Source organism: Flavobacterium rakeshii (genome assembly GCF_009741375.1).
Lineage (GTDB): Bacteria > Bacteroidota > Bacteroidia > Flavobacteriales > Flavobacteriaceae > Flavobacterium > Flavobacterium rakeshii.
Genome location: NZ_WOWP01000061.1, coordinates 13,556 through 34,322 on the forward strand (window position 1 = coordinate 13,556; position 20,767 = coordinate 34,322).

Annotated in this window: 15 protein-coding genes; 9 read left to right on the forward strand and 6 right to left on the reverse strand. The window is 39.8% G+C overall.

Annotated features, from left to right (window positions below):
• Window positions 1-66: 66 nt before the first annotated feature.
• The 6 genes from GN157_RS15265 (at window position 67) to clpX (ending at window position 6,872) form a co-directional block, all read left to right on the forward strand.
• Complete coding sequence (locus GN157_RS15265; protein ID WP_157484368.1) at window positions 67-1,311, forward strand: OmpP1/FadL family transporter; 1,245 nt, start codon at window positions 67-69, stop codon at window positions 1,309-1,311.
• Between the two features lie 10 nt (window positions 1,312-1,321).
• Window positions 1,322-2,914 (forward strand): SGNH/GDSL hydrolase family protein, encoded by a 1,593-nt coding sequence (locus GN157_RS15270; RefSeq protein WP_157484369.1) that lies wholly within the window; start codon window positions 1,322-1,324, stop codon window positions 2,912-2,914.
• Window positions 2,915-3,006: 92 nt separating this feature from the next.
• Window positions 3,007-3,357: a phage holin family protein gene (locus tag GN157_RS15275; protein WP_157484370.1), complete on the forward strand. Its 351-nt coding sequence runs from the start codon at window positions 3,007-3,009 to the stop codon at window positions 3,355-3,357.
• A 115-nt stretch (window positions 3,358-3,472) separates the two neighbouring features.
• Complete coding sequence (gene tig, locus GN157_RS15280; RefSeq protein WP_157484371.1) at window positions 3,473-4,798, forward strand: trigger factor; 1,326 nt, start codon at window positions 3,473-3,475, stop codon at window positions 4,796-4,798.
• A gap of 90 nt (window positions 4,799-4,888) precedes the next feature.
• On the forward strand, window positions 4,889-5,563 hold the full coding sequence (clpP, locus tag GN157_RS15285) for an ATP-dependent Clp endopeptidase proteolytic subunit ClpP (RefSeq protein ID WP_157484372.1): 675 nt from the start codon (window positions 4,889-4,891) through the stop codon (window positions 5,561-5,563).
• A gap of 76 nt (window positions 5,564-5,639) precedes the next feature.
• Entirely contained in the window at window positions 5,640-6,872 is a 1,233-nt protein-coding gene (clpX, locus tag GN157_RS15290) for an ATP-dependent Clp protease ATP-binding subunit ClpX (protein WP_157484373.1), read from the forward strand.
• A gap of 49 nt (window positions 6,873-6,921) precedes the next feature.
• Here the strand turns inward: clpX and GN157_RS15295 are convergent, their stop codons facing one another.
• Together GN157_RS15295 and GN157_RS15300 are read right to left on the reverse strand one after the other, a co-directional pair.
• Window positions 6,922-7,074: a hypothetical protein gene (locus tag GN157_RS15295; RefSeq protein ID WP_157484374.1), complete on the reverse strand. Its 153-nt coding sequence runs from the start codon at window positions 7,072-7,074 to the stop codon at window positions 6,922-6,924.
• A gap of 64 nt (window positions 7,075-7,138) precedes the next feature.
• Entirely contained in the window at window positions 7,139-8,668 is a 1,530-nt protein-coding gene (locus GN157_RS15300) for a GH3 auxin-responsive promoter family protein (protein ID WP_157484375.1), read from the reverse strand.
• Between the two features lie 41 nt (window positions 8,669-8,709).
• On the opposite strand from GN157_RS15300, the gene GN157_RS15305 reads away from it, so the two are divergent.
• Window positions 8,710-9,507, forward strand: coding sequence for a DUF2797 domain-containing protein (locus GN157_RS15305; RefSeq protein ID WP_157484376.1), 798 nt, complete (start codon window positions 8,710-8,712; stop codon window positions 9,505-9,507).
• Window positions 9,508-9,558: 51 nt separating this feature from the next.
• On the opposite strand, the gene GN157_RS15310 is transcribed toward GN157_RS15305, so the two are convergent.
• Together GN157_RS15310 and sppA are read right to left on the reverse strand one after the other, a co-directional pair.
• Window positions 9,559-12,246 carry an AsmA-like C-terminal region-containing protein gene (locus GN157_RS15310; RefSeq protein ID WP_157484377.1) on the reverse strand — a complete coding sequence of 896 codons (2,688 nt, stop codon included), beginning with the start codon at window positions 12,244-12,246 and terminating at the stop codon, window positions 9,559-9,561.
• A gap of 50 nt (window positions 12,247-12,296) precedes the next feature.
• A complete protein-coding gene (gene sppA, locus GN157_RS15315; protein WP_157484378.1) occupies window positions 12,297-14,075 on the reverse strand; it encodes a signal peptide peptidase SppA in 1,779 nt (592 codons plus the stop codon).
• Window positions 14,076-14,240: 165 nt separating this feature from the next.
• On the opposite strand from sppA, the gene folK reads away from it, so the two are divergent.
• A complete protein-coding gene (gene folK, locus GN157_RS15320) occupies window positions 14,241-15,380 on the forward strand; it encodes a 2-amino-4-hydroxy-6-hydroxymethyldihydropteridine diphosphokinase (RefSeq protein WP_157484379.1) in 1,140 nt (379 codons plus the stop codon).
• Here folK and GN157_RS15325 read toward each other — a convergent pair.
• Entirely contained in the window at window positions 15,369-17,450 is a 2,082-nt protein-coding gene (locus tag GN157_RS15325) for an Ig-like domain-containing protein (RefSeq protein WP_157484380.1), read from the reverse strand. The two genes, folK and GN157_RS15325, sit on opposite strands and share 12 nt — an antisense overlap.
• Before the next feature lie 34 nt (window positions 17,451-17,484).
• Window positions 17,485-18,015 carry an RNA methyltransferase gene (locus GN157_RS15330; protein WP_157484381.1) on the reverse strand — a complete coding sequence of 177 codons (531 nt, stop codon included), beginning with the start codon at window positions 18,013-18,015 and terminating at the stop codon, window positions 17,485-17,487.
• Window positions 18,016-18,154: 139 nt separating this feature from the next.
• On the opposite strand from GN157_RS15330, the gene mutS reads away from it, so the two are divergent.
• Window positions 18,155-20,761 carry a DNA mismatch repair protein MutS gene (gene mutS, locus GN157_RS15335; protein WP_157484382.1) on the forward strand — a complete coding sequence of 869 codons (2,607 nt, stop codon included), beginning with the start codon at window positions 18,155-18,157 and terminating at the stop codon, window positions 20,759-20,761.
• The last annotated feature ends 6 nt before the right edge of the window (window positions 20,762-20,767 follow it).

The following is a 20,767-nucleotide window of genomic DNA, read 5'->3' on the forward strand; positions in this document are numbered from 1 at the left end:
TTCATAAAATATCCTAAATTTGATATAAGCTATTTACAATATGAAAAAACTAATACTTATTTAACCATGAGAAAACTATTATCTTTAACCCTAACAGCCTTAACGGCTGCTTCGGCTTTTGCAGGAGGATATAGGGTTAGTCTTCAGGGACAAAAGCAGTTGGCAATGGGACACACCGGGGTTGGTGTTGTAAACAGTGCCGAGGTTTTGTTCTTTAACCCGTCGGGTATGGCGTTTCTTGAAAACCGTTTTAACGCCTCGGTAGGAGCAAATGGATTATTTGCAAGAACCAAATTTCAAAATCAGGCAAACAACTGGACCAACTCAACCGAAAACTTCGGTACACCATTTAGTGCTTATGTTTCGTACAGGGCTACCGACTGGCTTTCTGTTGGTTTAGCAGTATATACACCTTACGGTAGTGCCGTAGAGTGGGATCAGGACTGGCAGGGTTCTCACCTTGTTAATAATATAGACCTTGAGGCAATTTATTTTCAGCCGTCTATCTCGTTAAAAGTAAACGATTATTTTAGTGTGGGCGGTGGTCCTATATTTGTATCGGGTAGTGTTAACTTTAACAGGAATATTAGCCGTAGCCAAACCGATGAGCAGGGTAACAGGACTGATGTTACTATTGATGCCGGAGGTGTTACAGCATGGGGATGGACAGCAGGTATGATGTTAAAGCCAACAGAAAACCTTACTATTGGTGCTAACTACCGTTCTGAAATTACTATGGAAGCTCGCGATGGAGATGCAACTTTCCATGATGTTCCTGGATTCCTTTCCACTACATTAACAAATACTACTTTTGATGCCGATCTTCCGCTTCCTGCAGAACTTACGGTAGGTTTCTCTTATAAGGTTAATGATAAACTTCTTGTAGCTTTTGATTATAACAGAGCTTACTGGAATGTATACAAATCGCTTATTGTTGATTTCCACAATGCAGCGCCAACATCGGTTAATCCAAGAAATTACAAAGATGCAAGTACTTACAGGGTAGGTGCTCAGTATACAGCTAACGAAAAATTCTCTTTCCGTGCAGGTTGGTACTTTGATGAGAGCCCGGTACAGGATGGTTACTTTGCTCCGGAGACACCCAGAAATGATTCTATGGGATATACAGGCGGTTTAAGTTACCAAATTAACCAAAGATTAGGGGTAGATTTCTCATTCCTTTTCCTACACTTTAAAGAAGTTAATAACTCGTATGACTACTATCAGGAAGATGGTCAGAATACTACTTTTGGAGGTACGTACAAAAATGTGGTGTTCTCTCCTGGTGTAGGTTTAAGTTACAATTTCTAAAAAAAACGACATGAAAAATAAATTTATATACTTATCGTTACTTGCAGCCGGGCTTATTGCCTGTGAACCTGAATTTAATAATGAAGTGACAAACGCGAGTTACAGTGCGGGTGATGCCGATTTTTCATCATACGTAGCAATAGGTAACTCATTAACGGCAGGTTATATGGATGGTACTATGTCCCGTGGTGGGCAAATGTATTCGTTTCCTAACCTGCTTTCGCAACAGTTTGCTGTAGTAGGCGGAGGCGCGTTTACACAACCATCTTATGATGATGATGTTAATGACTATGGAGGGCTTGTCTTTAATGGGCAACCATTATTGGATGATGAGGTAAATCGTTTTCCAACAAGGTTAATTATTAACGCAACGGCCGGAGGTCCGGAGACTATTAACGGAACGTCTACTATTGATTTGGCTAATCAGCAGGCAATGGCTTATAATAATATGGGTGTACCGGGAGCAAAGTCGTTCCATTTACTGGCGTCTGGTTATGGTAACCTTGCAGGTGTACCGTCAGGGCAGGCAAACCCTTATTTTGCTCGTCATGCAACATCGCCAACTGCTACAGTAATGGGTGATGCAATGACTAAAAATCCTACCTTCTTTACTAACTGGATTGGTAGTAACGATGTGCTTTCGTATGCAACATCGGGAGGTGTAGGAGTAGATCAAACGGGTAACCTGGATCCGTCAACTTACGGAGGTAATGATATTACCGATCCTAATGTGTTTGCAGCAACTTATTCTGCAATTACAGATATGCTTACATCTGGCGGAGCTAAAGGAGTAGTGGCAACCATACCGGATGTTACTTCGATACCTTTCTTTACTACGGTTCCTTACAATCCGTTAACTACTAATTTATTAGGAGGTGGTGATTCACAGGTTGGTGCTGCTACAATGACTCAGCTTAATCAGCAATTATATAGTGTTTTAGATCAGATATTAACCAATTTTGGAGCGGGAGACAGAATTAATGCTCTTGATTTAGGAGCTGCTAATCCCTTATTGATAAAAGATGAAAGTCTTACCGATTTAAGTGCTCAAATTACCGCTGTTGCTTCTACTATTCCACAATATGCTCCTATAGCCGACTTTTTAGGGCAAACTTACGGACAGGCTAGACAGGCTACAGCAAACGATTTGGTGCTTTTAACAACAAGAGGTGTAATAGGTACTGCTCCAGCGGGTGTGCCTGCACCGTTTAATAGTTTTGGTATTACTTATCCGTTACAGGATAGTCATGTATTAACAGCTGCTGAGGGCGAAATGGTTAAAGTGGCTACAACAAGCTATAATAATACAATTAAAGCTATTGCTGCTTCAAAAGGACTGGCAGTTGCCGATATGAATGCTATACTTAATCAGCTTGTAAGTGGATTAAGAGTAGAGGACGGGCAAATTTATACTGCAGATTACTTTAGTACTTCGGCATTAAATACAACTGTGTTCTCTCTTGATGGTGTTCACCCTAATGCTAGAGGTTATGCAATGGTAGCTAATGAAATCATTAAAGTGATTAACAGCTATTACAATGCTAAGCTGCCTAACATTGTACCGGGTTATTACCCTGGTGCTACGGTATTGCCTACGAACTAAAAGATTAGAAAAGAGATAATATTTTCTTAAAAAGCATCGGATTTCCCCGATGCTTTTTTTATTTTTATAGGTATCAATCAAATTGATTTTATATGAAAACACTTATAAAAATTTTCTTTACCACGGTTTTTGTGCTCATATTGGCAAACCTGCTTCCGGGGGTAAATGTTACTAATTGGGTAACAGCACTATTAGTTGCTGTGGTACTTGGACTTTTAAATATATTTGTAAAGCCTATACTGGTGCTTTTTACTTTACCGGCAACAATTTTTACCTTGGGGCTGTTTTTACTGGTAATAAACGCTATAATTATTTTGCTGTGTGATGAGCTGGTTCCCGGTTTTACAGTTAGTGGTTTTTGGTATGCATTACTGTTTAGTCTGCTGTTGTCTTTCTGTCAGTCACTGGTAGTGGGACTGTCTGAAAAAGAATCACGTAATTAATATCAGTATTCTTTTTAAGGGTATTGAAATACAATAAATTAAAAACTTGTGTGGGTTGTAAAAAAAATATATTTTTGCAACCCATAATTTTATGGTGTTTAAACAATTTTAGATAATGAATATTACAAGAGAGCAGGTAGATGCGCTAAATGCTGTTGTAACAGTAGCCATTACAAAAGAAGATTATAAACCAAACGTAGATAAGGTATTAGGTGATTACAGAAAAAACGCCAGTATCCCTGGATTCAGGAAAGGTGCTGTGCCAATGAGCCTTATACAAAAACAATATGGTAAAGCCGTTCTTGTAGATGAGGTAAACAAATTACTTCAGACTTCACTAAACGATTACCTTGTTGAGGAGAAACTGGATATTCTTGGTAATCCGCTTCCAAAAATCACTGAAGATTTTAACTGGGATGCAGATGATTATGCTTTTGAGTTTGAACTTGGTCTTGCGCCTGAGTTTGCTGTAGATCTTGCAGCTAAAAACAAACTTGTAAAATACAACATCACAGCAGACGAGAAAATGCTTGATGAGCAGGTAGAGCGTATACAAAAACAATACGGTAAACTTGTTTCTAAAGAGAAATCAGAAGAAGGAGATGATATTAAAGGTACTTTCACTAACGAAGAGAAAGGTATCAACAATAATGTAACAATTACTCCGTCTATCTTCAAAACTAAAACAGCAGGTAAAAAATTCATCGGTAAAAAAGTTGGTGATGTAGTTACTGTTTCTACTAAAAACCTGTTTGATGACGACCACAAACTTATGGAGTACCTTAAAGTAGGTCACGACGATGTTCACGGTCTTGAAATTGATGTTGACTTCACTATTGAAGAAATTAATACTACAGAGAAAGCAGAACTTAACCAGGAGCTTTTTGATAAGTTATTTGGGGAAGGTGTTGTAACATCTGTAGAGCAGTTAAAAGAAAAAATTAAGGAAGATGCAGAGCAGCAGTTTGCTACTCAGGCAGATCAGAAATTCCTTAACGATGTAACTGAGTTCCTTATTGAGAACACTAAGTTTGATCTTCCTGCAGAATTCCTTAAAAAATGGATACAAACAGCTGGTGAAAACCCGCTATCTCCAGAGCAGGCTGAGGAAGAGTACAACAAATCTGAAAAAGGTTTACGTTACCAGTTAATTGAAGGTAAAGTTATTACTGAAAACAACCTTCAAATAACTTTTGATGATCTTAAAGCATACACTGCAGAGGTTATTAAAAAACAAATGGCACAGTTCGGTCAGATGAATCCAACAGACGAAGATGTTGAAGGTATCGTGTCTAGAGTACTTTCTAACAAAGACGAAGTTAAGAGGTTATCTGAGCAGGTAATGAGCGAAAAAATGCTTAACCTGTTTAAGGAGAACGTGAAAGCTAAAGAAAAAGAAGTTACTTACGAGGCGTTCATTAAGGAAATGTACGGAGAGTAAATCTCGTAAAAAATGAGTATATTTGAGCGTCAGGATTTTTATCCTGACGCTTTTTTTTACACTTAATTAAATTTAAATCAAAAACGGACTATGAATTACGGCAAAGAATTTAGAAAATATGCCACAAAACATCATGGCATAAACAATCTATATTACGATAAATTAGTTAACCGAGTTACTCCGGTGGGAATGACTCCTTACATCATGGAAGAGCGCCAGATGAATGTGGCTCAGCTTGACGTCTTTTCACGTTTAATGATGGATAGGATTATCTTTTTAGGTACTGGTATAGACGACCAGGTGGCAAACATTGTACAGGCGCAGTTATTGTTCCTTGAAAGTACAGACGCTTCAAAAGACATTCAAATCTACATTAACTCTCCGGGTGGTAGCGTATATGCCGGTTTAGGTATGTATGATACCATGCAGTACATTAGGCCTGATGTAGCTACTATCTGTACAGGTATGGCAGCTTCTATGGGTGCTGTACTTCTATGTGCAGGAGCCGATGGTAAGCGTTCGGCATTACCGCATTCAAGAGTTATGATTCACCAGCCATCAGGAGGTGCACAGGGTGTTGCTACTGATATGGAGATCAATCTTCGTGAAATGCTAAAACTAAAAGAGGAGTTATATCGTATAATATCTAAGCACTCTAAGCAGGATTACGACAAAGTATTTAAAGACAGTGAGAGAGATTACTGGATGAAAGCAACTGAGGCTAAGGAATATGGTATGATTGACGAAGTGCTTATAAGAGAGTAAATAAGAAATAAATAGTATATTTGCGTTTTAATTGGCCGGACTCATAATCCGGCCTTTAAAACATAGAGTAAAACATATGGCTAAAGAGATTTTAGAGTGTTCTTTTTGTGGCAGGAAAAAGCCTGAAACCAATTTGCTTATAGCAGGTATTAATGCGCATATTTGTGACCGATGCATAGAGCAGGCTCACGGTATAGTGCTTGAGGAGCTTAAGCAAAGCGGATCATCTACGCTTGCGGCTGAGCTTGAGCTTAAAAGGCCGAAAGAGATTAGGACTTTCCTTGATCAGTATGTTATCGGACAGGATCAAACTAAAAAGGTACTGTCGGTAGCAGTTTACAATCACTACAAAAGGTTGATGCAAAAGCAGGATGATGAAGGGGTAGAGATTGAAAAAAGTAACATCCTTATGGTAGGGCAAACCGGTACGGGGAAAACCCTGGTAGCTAAAACCATTGCAAGGATGTTAAATGTACCGCTTACCATTGTAGATGCCACTGTACTTACAGAAGCCGGTTATGTAGGTGAAGACGTTGAGAGTATACTTACACGTTTACTACAGGCAGCCGACTATGATGTGAAAAAGGCAGAAAGAGGTATCGTATTTATTGATGAGATAGATAAAATTGCCCGTAAGAGCGATAACCCTTCTATTACACGAGATGTATCGGGAGAAGGGGTACAACAGGCTTTACTAAAGCTTCTTGAAGGTACTGTGGTGAATGTTCCGCCTAAGGGAGGAAGAAAACACCCTGACCAAAAGTTTATAGAGGTGAATACTCAGGATATCCTGTTTATTGCCGGCGGTGCTTTTGACGGTATTGACCGTGTTATATCAAAAAGGCTTAACAGGCAGGCTGTAGGTTACAGCACATCGCGTAATGCTGATGAGATTGATAACGATAACCTGTTACAATACATTATCCCTAAAGATGTGAAAGACTTTGGTCTTATCCCTGAGATTATAGGTAGGCTTCCGGTTCTAACACACATGGATCCGCTTGACAGGGAAACATTAAGAGCGATACTTACAGAGCCTAAAAATGCGCTTGTAAAACAATATAAAAAGCTGTTTGCAATGGATGATGTTGAGTTATCTATTAATAATGAGGCTCTTGATTATATTGTAGACAAAGCGTTAGAGTATAAGCTTGGTGCAAGGGGACTACGTTCACTTTGTGAAGCAATACTAAATGAAGCGATGTATGAAATTCCGGGTTCTGATGAAACAGAGCTTAATATTGATAAGGAATATGTGGAGCATCACTTAAACAAAACCTTACTTAAGCGTTTAAAAGCAGCATCATAATTGCTCGTATATAATAAATAAAAAGGCTGCCTAATGGCAGCCTTTTTATTTATACATCTTTTTTTACTGTGGTTGTCTTTTCTGTTTTTTGCATGTTTTCGGTATCACACCATTTTCTGCCGTTACAGCCCAGTCGCTTGGGTCCGCAGGAAGCTAATAGTAATACCGAGGCGCCAAATGCCAGTACATAAGTCTTTTTCATAGTGTTCGCTTTTTTACAAAGATAAAAACTACAATATAAACCACTGATTATTTAACAGTTGTATTTATGCGTTTACATCGGCTATTTGCATAGACTTTAGTTTTTCAAGGTAATCACGCTCGTTAGAAAGTCGTGGTATTTTATGTTGCCCGCCCAGTTTATCCTGTGCTTTAAGCCAGTCGTAAAACAGCTTAGGTCTTGCCACATTAAGAACAAGAGGGTTAAGGGTCATATTATTGTAGCGCTTGGCTTCATAATCAGAGTTAAGGGACTGTAATGCCTCATCAAGATGTTTCCTAAAGGCTTCTACGTCTTCCGGATGTTTCCCAAATTCAATAATCCATTCGTGCGCGCCTTTTTCCTTGCCGTCCATAAAAATAGGGGCAACGGTATAATCTACCACATCGGCACCGGTAATGTTACAGGCTTTGGCTATAGCCCTGTCGGTATTTTCTACCATCAGTTCTTCACCAAAAACATTAATGTGGTGTTTGGTTCTTCCGGTTATTTTTATGCGATATGGGTTAAGCGAAGTAAAGCGTACGGTATCGCCAATAAGGTATCGCCATAATCCCGAGTTAGTAGTAATAAGTACGGCGTAATTTCTATTCAGTTCCACATCGGCAAGTCGTACAGCTTTTTGGTTTGGTTTCCCAAAGCTGTCCATAGGGATAAACTCATAGAAAATACCGTAATCAAGCATTAATAAAAGTTCGTCACTATCGTTGCTGTCCTGTATGGCAAAAAAGCCTTCTGAGGCGTTATAGATCTCGTAGTATTTAAAATCGCTTTTTGGCAGTATCTTTTTGTATTGGTCGCGATAAGGTTCAAAACTTACTCCGCCGTGGAAGTACACTTCCACATTAGGCCATATTTCATGCAGGTTGCCTTTTCCTGTTTCTTCCAGTATCCTGTTCATTAAAACAAGCATCCATGAAGGAACTCCGGCAAAACTGGTTACGTTTTCGTTTGTGGTTTCCTTTACAATGGCCGATAGCTTGCTTTCCCATTCACTCATAAGGGAAACCTTATTGCTAGGGGTGCTGCTAAACTCTGCCCACATCGGCATATTTTCAATAAGGATAGCCGAAAGGTCACCAAAAAAGGTATTGTTGTCCTCATATAACTGTTTGCTGCCACCCAGCCTAAGGCTTTTTCCGGTAAACAGCTGTGCATCCTCATTGTTGTTTAAGTAAAGGCACAATAGGTCTTTTGCAGCCTTGTAATGGCAGTCCTCAAGCGCTTCGGGGCTAACAGGTATAAACTTGCTTTTGGCATTGGTTGTACCGCTTGATTTGGCAAACCATTTTATTTGTGTAGGCCAAATTACATTTTGCTCTCCGCGGCGGGTTTGCTCAATAAGCGGTTCTAAATCCTCGTAGGTGGAAATAGGTATCCTTTCGGCAAAAGTGCTGTAATTCCTTATGGATGAAAAATCATATTTCTTACCGAAAGAGGTATTTTCGGCCCATCGGATAAGGTTATGAAGCAATTCTTCCTGTACTTCGTTAGGATATTTTAGAAACAATTCTATCTGATGGATTCTTTTTTTCAAAATCCAGGAAGCAACCGAATTGATAATCGCCAAAGCCATATTTTATAGTATCTTTATGCCATAAAAATACTAAATTTTCCATGCAATACGAAGGTGTACTAACAAAAATGCAGACAGAAGCGGGCAGCCCGATACAGTATTATCTGGTGTTTGAAAACAGCTTTTTGAATATGAATCAGTTATTAGGCAGAGAACTTGAGATTAATTTTCAGGGATTTAAGTGCCTTAACTGCGGTAAGAACAAAAAGATTTACAGAATGGGCTTTTGTTATGACTGTTTTTACAAGATTCCGCAGGCGGGTGACTGGATTATGCGCCCGGAACTGAGTACAGCGCACTTAGGTATAGCCGATAGAGATTTAGAATTTGAACAAAAGGCACAGTTACAACCGCATATTGTATACCTGGCATCATCGAGCGATATGAAAGTGGGGGTTACCCGTAAATCACAAATTCCTACACGTTGGATAGATCAGGGAGCATCGCAGGCTATTCCTATTGTAGAAGTACCAAACAGGTATTTGGCAGGTATAACTGAGGTAGCTTTAAAGGATCATTTTTCTGATAAGATAAACTGGAAAAAAATGTTGGTTAACCATGTACCGCCAATTGATTTAGTTAGCAAGAGAAATGAAATAAAAGAACTACTGCCGGATGAGGTGAAAGAGTATTTTGATACCACTCCTGAGCATTTGTACACACTGGAATATCCTGTACTGGAATATCCTGCCAAAATAAGTAGCCTTAACCTAACCAAAACCCCTGCTTATAGCGGTAAGCTTATGGGAGTGAAGGGGCAGTACCTTATATTTGAAGATGGTACTGTGTTTAACGTAAGGTCTAACGAAGGTTTTGAAGTAATTATTACTGTACAATAATAACAGTGTCATTATAATAAAAAAGTCCCGCCATTGGCGGGACTTTTTTATTTATTCTTCTTTTTTGTCTTTCTTTTTAAAGAGACCGTTTATCAAATCTTTTCCGGCTTCTTTTGCTTTATCCTCAGCAGTTTGCTGTGTTTGGTTATTAGTAGTGTTTTCCTTAGAGGTTGCAGATGTATCTGTTTTATCCTCTTCTTTTTTGCCACCACCTAACAGGTTGTTAAGAGCATCTTTTACCTTGTCTTCTCCCTGTTGTTTTAACTTGTCTTTTTGCTGGTTTACAAGCTGATTAGTAAGGTTACCTACAGCTTTACTCAGGTCGGTACTAACTTTAGGGTTGTTAAAGTTACCGCTTACTACTGCATTAACAGGTATGCTTATTTTGCTGGCATCAGTACCGTTTAGTGAGCTTATCAGTTTGTTTACGTCGCTGCCTAAATATTTTGCAGGTACATTAAAGGCAATGTTATAATTCATAGACTGGTCAAAACCATGTTGTCCGCCTATTTGTACATCAATGTCCTGATACTTAATATTGAAAGGTTTGATTATAACCTTACCATTTTCAAAACTAAGGTATGTTTTCAGGTTGTTGATGTTAAGTTTGTCTATATCAATAAAGCTTAGGTTGCTGTCAAGAGCCGTAAGCATTTTAGAGTTTTCTTTGTTTACGCTGGTATTAAGTAACTGTCCCAGTAAATCTCCGGTAAGGCTGTTAAGGTCCGGAGTCATTTCCTTACTGTCCAGATTACCTGATAGGTTTATGGTAGAGTTTATTTTACCGCTAATAACATTTGCTATAGGCGCGATAGATTTAAGCATGTCCAGTTGTGTAAACGACTGGGTAATATCTACAGCGTTAAGCGATAAATCCATTTTGAATGTTGGTGTAGCAGCTTTGGTAGAGACATTACCGTTAAATCCTATTTTTCCGCCAAATATATCAGTGCTGATATTTTGTAGTGCAACAGCTTCATCTTTAACAACCATTTTACCCGATACGTTTTTAAGGTTCAGGTTATCGTAAATTACAGTGTTTGCTTTTGCCGTAATGGTACAGTCAAGGAAAGCAGGTATTTTAACCGCTTCAGATGATGATGCCGTAGCGGCTTTAGCCTCTGTTTTTGCTTCGCCTTCTGTTTTAGCAGCAGGAGTGGCACTTTCCGGAGCCATGAAATCAGCAACCATTAACTGGTTAGAATTCATGTCGAAGTTACCTTTAAGGGTTTGATCCTTAAATATAAATCCGTAGAAGTTATCAAGCGTACCCGATACGGCAATGTCTGATTTTCCTGTTTTAGCTTTAAACTCGCTAAGGGTAATTCTGCTAGGGTTAAACTGAATACTTGCCTGGGTAATATCAATTGGGTTAGGTAATCCTTCGCCCGAGTAGGTAAAGCCCGAAAGGCTCATGCTACCGTTGTTCTGCATTTTTTCGTACTCACTTTTCTCTACCGACTGCATGTCGAATTTGGTAGAAAGGTTAGCTTTTAGTATTCCCGATAGCGGAGTGTCTAACTGCACAGGGTAAGCTTTGCTTACGTTAGCCAGGTTAATGGTTCCGTTCAGGTCGGCATTTACAAGTGCGTTGTCAACTATGTTTCTAACAGTTGCCTTAGCGTTGAATACATCCTGATCTATCCTGAAAGACAGTTTGTCAAGGTTTACATAAGTATCGTTAAGTACACCTGTTTCGTTTATAATTTTGGTATCTATAACAATATTCTCAACAGACTTCGGAAGGTCAGGGTATTTAAATGAAGCGTTGTTTGAAGCAATAGCTACATTAAATGTAGGGATGCTGTTTTCGCCGTTAAGTCCTTTTACCTTACCGTCAATAGTAAAGTCACCTTCGGTTTGAACCGAACTCAGGTTACCCGAATAGGCTTCCGGTACAAGTCCAAGGAAGTTTTTAAACGATGAAGTAGGGGTTTTAAAGGTAAGGTCTATTTGTTGTCCTTCGTCTTTAAGCGCCACGCTACCATCAAATTCCAGCGGAAGCTGGTTTATAAATGCTTTATTCTCTTTAAATGTATAAACGCTGTTTTCTAAATCAATACCTAATACCGCATCCAGCTTAAGTACAACATCCCTCATGTAATTGGTGTTGTCCATATCAAGGGAAAGTTTAGCCGATGTTTTAGTGTCAAGATCCAGTTTAGAAGCTGCAAAGTTACCTTTACCTTCGTGGTTCAGGCTGTCTATAACCATTTTGATTTTAGAGCCTTCGTCAAAATATTTAAATCGAAGATTTTCAATTTTGTAATCCTGCATGTTAAGGGCAAACGGTTTACTTTCGCTATCATCACCCGGAGTATCTTCCTCGTCTGATTTTAAAGCGATGTCAAAGTTACCTACACCGTCTTTGTTGATAAGGATGTTAATGATACCGTCTTTGGTAGAAAGCGATTCCAGATTCATAGGTTCGCCTTCACCTTTAAATAATTCCTTAACTGACATGGTAAGGTCTATATTACCCATGTATACCAACGTGTCGCCTTCAAACGGAGCTTTATTAATAATGCTCAGCTTGTCTACCGATACGTTTGCCATCGGGAAGTTTTTAAACAGGCTCAGGCTAACGTCTTCAAACGCTACGGTAGCATCTACCTGTTCGTTAATGGCCTTGGTGACCATAGACTTTATTTTGTCTTTAAAAAGGAATGGCACAGATACCAGTGCAATAATGAGGATGAGCAGGATTATACCTGCCCATTTTAAAATTTTCTTGATCATAATATTTAGTTAGAAGCTCTAAAAATACAAATAAAGATTTATAACGTAAATTATCTGATTGTTATTTCGTAAGGAAGAATTACCTGATTACCTCTAAGTTGGTTTATTCTTCTTATACGTTGTAGCATAATATAGTTTTCCTCACCAATTTCCTCTTTAATAAGGTCTTCTTTAGACTGTGCAAAAGGAAGTCCGCTTTTACCTGCAAGGAATTTGTCAAATGTCATTTCGTATTCAGGGTAGTTTACGGTTTTATAACTTTCGGTCTCTCCCAGTTGAGCTGCATAAGCAATGGCAGTATCAAGTCCGCCTATTTCGTCTACAAGGCCCTTGTTAAGAGCATCCTTGCCCGACCATACACGTCCCTGTGCAATAGAGTCTACCTGCTCAAAGGTCATGTTTCTTCCGGTGGCCACACGGTTTACAAAAGTGTTGTAAATGTTTTCCACACCTTCGGTAATAATAGCTCTTGTATCATCTTCAAGCGGAGTGAACAGGCTGTAACCTGAAGCATTATCGTGAGTGCTTACTTTTTCAGTATGTATTCCCATGTTATTAGCTAACTGACTTACATTAGGCAGCATACCAAATACACCTATAGAACCTGTAATAGTACCCGGCTCAGCAAAAATCCTGTTAGCACCACATGAAATATAATATCCGCCCGATGCAGCATAGTTACTCATAGAAACTACAACCGGTTTTACCTGTTTTGTAAGTTCTACTTCTCTCCATATTAACTCTGATGTCAGTGCGCTACCTCCCGGAGAGTTAACTCTAAGTACAACAGCTTTTACATTATCGTTTTCACGGGCTTCTTTAAGGGCTTTTCTCATAGCGCCTTCACCTATTATATCCAGTGAACCTTCTCCACTTCTTATTTCTCCCTGTGCATATACAACTGCAATTTCATCTTCAGCGCTATTAAGTAAGTCGCTTATTGAGTTTGCCTCAGCATAGTCAACAATATCTACCGAGTTGTATTTTTCGTTTTTAGCAACTTTAAGTGCATGTCTAATACCATCGCGGTATTGATCTTCATAACCTACTTTATCAATAAGTTTTTTGTTTTTAGCCATTTCGGCAGTACGGGCAGCAAGTTTATTGGCAATGCCGTTAAGACTGTCTACCGGTATGTTACGGCTTTTGGAAATATCATTCACTACAGATTCCCATACTGATCCAAGCAGTTCTGATATCTGCTCTCTGTTAGCATCACTCATGCTGTTGCTAAGGAAAGGCTCTACGGCACTTTTATATTTACCATGACGGATTACCTCCATCTTGATACCTGTTTTTTCCTGAAAGTCTTTGTAGAACATTATTTCAGAAGAAAGCCCTTTAAAGTCAAGGTCGGCTACAGGGTTCATGTAAATAGTATCGGCAACCGAGTTCAGGTAGTAGTCAGACTGGCTGAAATTATCTGAATAGGCAACGATAAATTTACCCGATGATTTAAAATCTTCAAGTTTATCTCTTAGAGCTTTGCTTTGGGCAATACCAAGACCAACTGCACTGTTGGTGATAGTGATACCTTTAATTTTGTCATCGGTTTTAGCCGACTCGATAGCGTTAAGGATATTTATAAGTCCGTCGTGTGGTGTATCGTTTAAGAAAGAAAGCTTGTCGTTATAAAATTTTCCGGCATAATCATTATGTACATCTTCGATATTAAGTTCTATAACAGAGTTGTCTTTTACAGTTACAACATCTTCGTTACCTCCGCTTGCCGCGGCAGCAATCCCTATTAATATCAATAGGAAGAAAGAAAGAAGGCAAAATACAAATATGCCTATTACGGTTGATAAAATGTTTTTTAAAAATTGCATGGTACTATTTTTTTATTGTGTAGTATATAAGTAGCATATGTACTAAAAGTGTTACAGTTGTTAAAGGTAGAATTTTAAAAAATATTTAAAAGAGGTGGTGCAAATTTGTTAACACAGGTTTTAAATGTAACTGCCTTTAAAATTGTTTTAGTTACTTTGCAGCCTATGAAATTTCAAAACGAGGCCATATTATCTTTAGGGAGTAACCAGGGCGACAGGCAGCAACATATAGAGTCGTGTATTAATCATATTCATAATCATATTGCTACGGTGGTAAGGGTGTCGGGGCTGTATGAAACTCCGTCGTGGGGTTTTGATAGCGATGATTTTTACAACTGTGCCATTATGGTACATACCCACAAATCGGCTAAAGTATTATTAGATGAAATACTAAAAGCCGAAATTGAAGCCGGTAGGATAAGAACTGAAGAGGAAGGTTACAGTGCCCGTTCTATTGATATAGATATTATAGCTTTTAATAATCAGGTAATTTCGGAAACAGACCTGATAGTCCCGCACCCACGAATGCAGGACAGGAATTTTGTATTGTATCCGTTAAAAGATGTAAGTCCGGGTTGGGAGCATCCGGTGCTTAAAAAAGATATTGATGCCCTTATAGCACAATCACCTGATGACAGTAATTGTAAACTGGTTTTACAACTAAGTAATCCTATTAGTGATATTGTATTTAGCGGAGTGAATTATATGGCTGTTGAAGGTAATATAGGGGCAGGTAAAACCTCGCTTGCGGGAAGGATTGCCGAAGATTTTAATGCAAAAATTGTGCTGGAGCGTTTTGCCGATAATCCGTTTTTACCTAAATTTTATAAAGAACCGGCACGTTATGCCTTTTCTCTTGAAATGTCTTTCCTTGCCGACAGGCACCAGCAGCTTTCAGACGATATGTCGCAGCTGGACTTATTTAGTGATTTTGTGGTATCTGACTATCATATTTTCAAGTCACTGATATTTGCTAAAGTTACCCTGACGGAAGACGAATACAGACTGTATCAAAAGCTTTTTGATATTATAAATAAGGAAACCCCAAAGCCAGACCTGTATATTTATCTTTACAGGAAAACTGATGCCCTGCTGCAACAGATAAAACAACGCGGAAGATCTTACGAACAGGATATTCAACCGGACTATCTCAATAAACTGAATAGTGGTTATATGGAGTACATAAGGTTGCAAAAAGACCTTAATATACTCGTAATTGATGTTGACGGACTCGATTTTGTGAACAATCAGCAGGATTACCTAACAGTGCTCGACACTATTAAGCAACATACCTTAGCGGATTAACGCAAAATGTCCTTTTATCTCGGGTTCAGAAGGAGATAGCTGTATAACATACCAGTAATCGCTTGCCGGTAGATTGTGCCCGTTATACGTGCCGTCCCAACTACGGTTACGACTGTTTAATCTCGTTATTGTTTTTCCGTAACGGTCAAATATCGTAATACTGGCATAAGGGTAATTTGCCATACCTGCTATGGTAAATACATCATTAACCGAATCGTTATTAGGTGTGATGTATTTAGGGATAAGCAATACATAAAAGTTTTGAATATCAATACCGCATCCGTTTATAGAACGGGCATATACCACATGAGGACCCGCATTTAGATTGATGAATATGTTGTTTGACTGGTAATGCACTCCGTCAAGGGAATATTCATAATTCTCAGGGTCATTCTCAGCCATTACTACTGTAGCATTGGTAGTATTTACAACAACTTTTTCAATATTTGGTGCCGGTAGTGCGGTTACAGTAAATGTTTTTGTTGCTGTACAACCTGCTGTATTGGTATATTCAACAGTGTAAGTGCCGGGTTGGTTTACGGTTATTATAGCAGTTGTTTCTCCGGTAGACCACAGGTAGGTTACATCACTGGCTGAGGCATCAAGTGTAGCCTGGCTATTTTCGCAAAACACCACTTCTTCGTTTTCTCCGGTATCAGGTAATTCATTTACTGTGACAATAACCGCTTCCCTGTTTTCAGAGGTACATCCATTATTTACTGCTTCGGCATAAAAAGTAGTCTCGGTGTTTATTTCAGGACTGGTAACGCTGCTGCCTGTAGCAAAAGGCGAACCTCCTGTTGGTGTGGTGTACCATTGTACTGTCCCTGCCGAAGGCGTTGCCTCCAGTAATGTAGTGCCCTCACCACAAATAGGGGTGGGGTTAGTAACTGTTAATGTTGGTATTGTTGTAACGGCTGCTGTAACGGCTGTTCTCGTTGCAGTAGTACAGGTTTCATCAAAAGCAGAGGCATAATAAACTGTTTCTGTACTTAATGTTGGCGTAGTGAAACTGTTGCCTGTGGCAATAGGTGTTCCGCCTATTGCAGTGCTGTACCAGTATACAGTTCCGTTTTCGGCTTCTGCCTGTAATGTTACACTGCCTTCTCCGCAATTAGCAGCATCGGTAGTGCTTGAAATAGTAGGTATGGTAAGTGTGGTACTTGCTGATATTTGTAATACAGGGTCGCCCGGCATGCCACCATATTCCACTATGTAGCCTTTAGGGACGTAATCCCCTGTGCTTCCGTTTACGGGTAAATCGTTCCATGATCCCTGTATTCCTACACCCGGTGCGGTTATATGGGCATAATCTTCTTCCCCCTGATTGTTAGGTTCTCCTGTGTTCCAAAAAGCAAAGTTTGGTGTAGAGCCATTTACGCCTCCGTTCCAAAAGGTAGTTCCGGCTTCAGGGCCTGTTACCCATTTCCATACACCTTCGGTTTGCGCATCGCTTCCGCCTATCCATCCTGTTCCGGTAGCCTGTTCGCCCACCAGTTGGGCTTCCTCTGCCGATAGTATGGTTGCCAGGTAGCCCTGTAATCCGTAATAGGTGGTGTTTTCGGCTGCATCCCTGGCGGCGGTCCAGCTAATGCCTATGGATGGTACAAACTGATAGTAATGATCGGTAGAAGGGAGGTAGTTTGCCTGACCTATGGTTATGGAAAATGTCCTCGTACCACTGGGATTGTTAGATGTGTTGTTGTAAACCACATTTTGCACGGCAGTGATTAGGCTGCTGTAGGGTACACTTTGCCCGCCTACGCCCTCAATGGTAAGTTTACCCGATGAGGAATTCCAACTGCTGGTAATATTAGGTATGGTTGTATTTAGTGAAAGTACATCTTGTCCGTTTACGTAGCCCGATGATATTTGTATGTATATAGCATTGGTTTCGGTATCGTCGGTATCAGTAATAGTAAAGGTGCTAACGATGTTTGCCGGAGTGCCGGGACAATATATTTGGTCGCCTGTGGCTGTAAGTACAGGAGGGTTGTCCTGAGCTTTTGCTGTAAGGCTAAAAAAACAGGATACTAAAAGAACTAAAAATGCGGATTTATGGGACTTCATCCCGTAAAAGTAGCAAAAAAACGTTTTAGGGGTGTTAATGTTGTAGTTTTTGGAAGATATCCCATACAACAATGCCTGTACTTACCGAAATGTTGAGGGAATGTTTAGTTCCTAATTGCGGAATTTCGATAGTCCCGTCACAAAGTTTTATGGCTTCCTGCGAAACGCCTTTCACTTCGTTACCAAAAACAAGAGCATATCTTTTGCCTGCTTCAGGGGTAAAATCGTTCAGGAAAACAGCGTTGTCTACCTGCTCAATAGCCCATACTTTTGCGCCGTCTTCTTTCAGTGAAGTAATAACATCGGTTACATTTTTCTGGTACTCCCAGGCTACTGTATCGGTAGCGCCAAGAGCTGTTTTATGGATTTCTTTATGCGGAGGGGTAGCGGTAATGCCACACAGGTAAATTTTTTCGATAAGAAAGGCATCGGCAGTACGAAAAACAGACCCAATATTGTGCAGGCTCCTTATATCATCAAGAATAATGATTACAGGAGTTTTGTCTGCTTTTTTAAAATCTTCAACACTTTTTCTGTTCAGTTCGCTGTTTGCCAGTTTTCTCATCGTTCCGTTTTAATTTCCGTTTGCAAAAGTAATCATATTTATGTGATTTAATTATCCACCATTTGCTAACAGTGTACCTTTAGTTTTTTGGAATTTGATTAAATTCGCCTTTTAATTCAATCAGAAAAAAATACTCCCCTTGGCAACAAAAGAGAAAAAAGCGAAAGAGACCCCGTTAATGAAGCAGTATAACAGCATTAAGGTAAAATATCCTGATGCCTGCCTGTTGTTTCGTGTGGGTGATTTTTATGAAACTTTTGGAGAAGACGCCATAAGGACGGCGGGTATTTTAGGTATTGTACTTACCAAAAGAGGAAACGGTAGTGAGACCGAAACCGCTTTGGCAGGGTTTCCGCACCACTCGTTAAACACCTATTTACCTAAACTGGTTAAGGCTGGGCTTCGAGTAGCGATTTGCGATCAGTTGGAAGACCCGAAAATGACCAAGACCATTGTGAAAAGAGGCGTGACCGAACTGGTTACACCGGGTGTTTCCATGAACGATGAGGTGCTGAGCGCCAAGTCCAATAACTTTTTGGCATCGGTTTACTTTGGTAAAAAAACACTGGGGGTTTCATTTCTTGATGTGTCTACCGGTGAATTTCTTACCGCTCAGGGTAACGAGGAGTATATAGATAAACTGCTGCAAAACTTCAGCCCGAGTGAGGTACTGGTTTCCAAACAGGAGAAAAGTAATTTCAGGCAGGCCTTTGGAGAAGATTATCATACGTTCTTTTTGGAAGACTGGGTGTATAAGGAAGACTATGCTTTTGAAAGCCTTACCGGTCATTTCCAAACCAACTCCCTTAAAGGTTTTGGTATAGAGGAACTGCAGGAAGGTGTAATTGCATCGGGTGCGGTACTATATTACCTTTCTGAAACACAGCATAAAAAAGTACAGCATATAACCTCTATTCAGCGTATTGCAGAAGATGCCTATGTTTGGATGGATCGTTTTACTATACGTAACCTTGAACTTTATAACAGTACCAATCCTAATGCGGTTACGCTTCTGGATGTTATAGACAGGACACTTTCGCCAATGGGAGGAAGGCTGTTAAAACGCTGGTTGGCACTTCCGCTTAAGGATGCCAATAAAATAAGGGCAAGGCATGAGGTTGTGACTTACCTGACCCAAAACAGCGGTGTGCTGGGAGAGATACAACAACAGATAAAACAAATATCCGACCTTGAAAGGCTTATTTCTAAAATAGCAGCAGGCAAGGTATCGCCAAGGGAGGTAATTTACCTTAAGGATTCCCTAGATGCTATTGTGCCTATAAAGGAGCTTGCGCTTAAAAGTGATAATGAAGCCCTTAAAGCCATAGGTGACAGCCTGCATAGTTGTGACCTTTTAAGGGAGAAAATAAAAACTACGGTACACCCGGAGGCTCCTGTATCTATAAATAAAGGTAATGCTATTGCCACAGGGGTACATCCTGAACTGGATGAGCTTCGCAGTATTGCCTATTCAGGTAAGGAATACCTCGAGGGTATTGAAAAACGTGAGTCAGAACGCACAGGGATTACTTCGCTTAAAATAGCCTTTAATAACGTATTTGGTTATTATATAGAAGTACGTAATACACATAAAGATAAAGTTCCGGCAGAGTGGATAAGGAAACAAACACTTGTAAATGCCGAGCGCTATATTACCGAAGAACTTAAAGAATATGAAGCGAAAATATTAGGAGCTGAGGAAAAAATACACCAACTGGAAACACAACTTTTTGAACAGCTAGTAGTATGGATTGCCTCTTATATTAAGCCGGTACAGTTAAACGCCGGGCTGGTAGCACAGCTTGACTGCCTGTCGTCGTTCTCGCAACTGGCAATGGAAAACAAATATGTTTGCCCTGATATAGATGATAGTCATGATCTTGAAATTAAGGAAGGTCGCCACCCGGTTATTGAAAAACAACTTCCGGTAGATGTGCCTTACATCACTAACGATGTTTATCTGGACAGGACTTCGCAGCAAATCATAATGATTACGGGTCCTAACATGTCGGGTAAGTCGGCAATACTAAGGCAAACGGCACTTATCGTACTGCTAGCTCAAATGGGAAGCTTTGTTCCTGCCGAAAGTGTTAGGATGGGTGTGGTAGATAAAATATTTACCCGTGTAGGAGCGTCAGATAATATCTCTATGGGAGAATCTACTTTCATGGTAGAAATGAATGAAACGGCTTCTATTCTTAACAATATATCAGACCGAAGCCTTATCCTGCTGGATGAGATCGGTCGTGGTACCAGTACTTACGATGGTATCTCTATAGCATGGGCTATTGCCGAGTTTTTGCACGAGCATCCGGCGCAGCCTAAAACTCTTTTTGCTACCCATTACCATGAGCTAAATGAAATGCAGGATATTTTTGAACGTATTCAAAACTATAACGTATCGGTAAAAGAGCTTAAGGATAATGTGCTTTTTATACGTAAACTGGTAAAAGGAGGTAGCGCTCACAGTTTTGGTATACATGTGGCTAAAATGGCGGGTATGCCGCAAACGGTTATCCAAAAAGCACAAAAGCTGCTTAAAAAACTGGAGAAAGACCATTCGGGTGAAGCACTGTCTAGCGGGAAAGCGGCTAATGACGACGAACTGCAATTAAGTTTCTTTAACCTTGATGATCCGTTACTGGAGGAAATAAAAGAGGAAATTGTTAATCTTGATATTAATACACTGACTCCTGTAGAGGCGCTAATGAAGCTGAATGAGATTAAACGAATGCTGGTAAAGTAATTTCCG

Coding starts and splice junctions, on each gene's coding strand:
- GN157_RS15300 (WP_157484375.1), bottom strand. CDS start 8,668: ATGGCTTTGGCGATTATCAATTCGGTTGCTTCCTGGATTTTGAAAAAA.
- GN157_RS15265 (WP_157484368.1), top strand. CDS start 67: ATGAGAAAACTATTATCTTTAACCCTAACAGCCTTAACGGCTGCTTCG.
- GN157_RS15330 (WP_157484381.1), bottom strand. CDS start 18,015: ATGAGAAAACTGGCAAACAGCGAACTGAACAGAAAAAGTGTTGAAGAT.
- clpX (WP_157484373.1), top strand. CDS start 5,640: ATGGCTAAAGAGATTTTAGAGTGTTCTTTTTGTGGCAGGAAAAAGCCT.
- tig (WP_157484371.1), top strand. CDS start 3,473: ATGAATATTACAAGAGAGCAGGTAGATGCGCTAAATGCTGTTGTAACA.
- folK (WP_157484379.1), top strand. CDS start 14,241: ATGAAATTTCAAAACGAGGCCATATTATCTTTAGGGAGTAACCAGGGC.
- sppA (WP_157484378.1), bottom strand. CDS start 14,075: ATGCAATTTTTAAAAAACATTTTATCAACCGTAATAGGCATATTTGTA.
- GN157_RS15305 (WP_157484376.1), top strand. CDS start 8,710: ATGCAATACGAAGGTGTACTAACAAAAATGCAGACAGAAGCGGGCAGC.
- GN157_RS15325 (WP_157484380.1), bottom strand. CDS start 17,450: ATGAAGTCCCATAAATCCGCATTTTTAGTTCTTTTAGTATCCTGTTTT.
- clpP (WP_157484372.1), top strand. CDS start 4,889: ATGAATTACGGCAAAGAATTTAGAAAATATGCCACAAAACATCATGGC.
- GN157_RS15275 (WP_157484370.1), top strand. CDS start 3,007: ATGAAAACACTTATAAAAATTTTCTTTACCACGGTTTTTGTGCTCATA.
- GN157_RS15270 (WP_157484369.1), top strand. CDS start 1,322: ATGAAAAATAAATTTATATACTTATCGTTACTTGCAGCCGGGCTTATT.
- GN157_RS15295 (WP_157484374.1), bottom strand. CDS start 7,074: ATGAAAAAGACTTATGTACTGGCATTTGGCGCCTCGGTATTACTATTA.
- GN157_RS15310 (WP_157484377.1), bottom strand. CDS start 12,246: ATGATCAAGAAAATTTTAAAATGGGCAGGTATAATCCTGCTCATCCTC.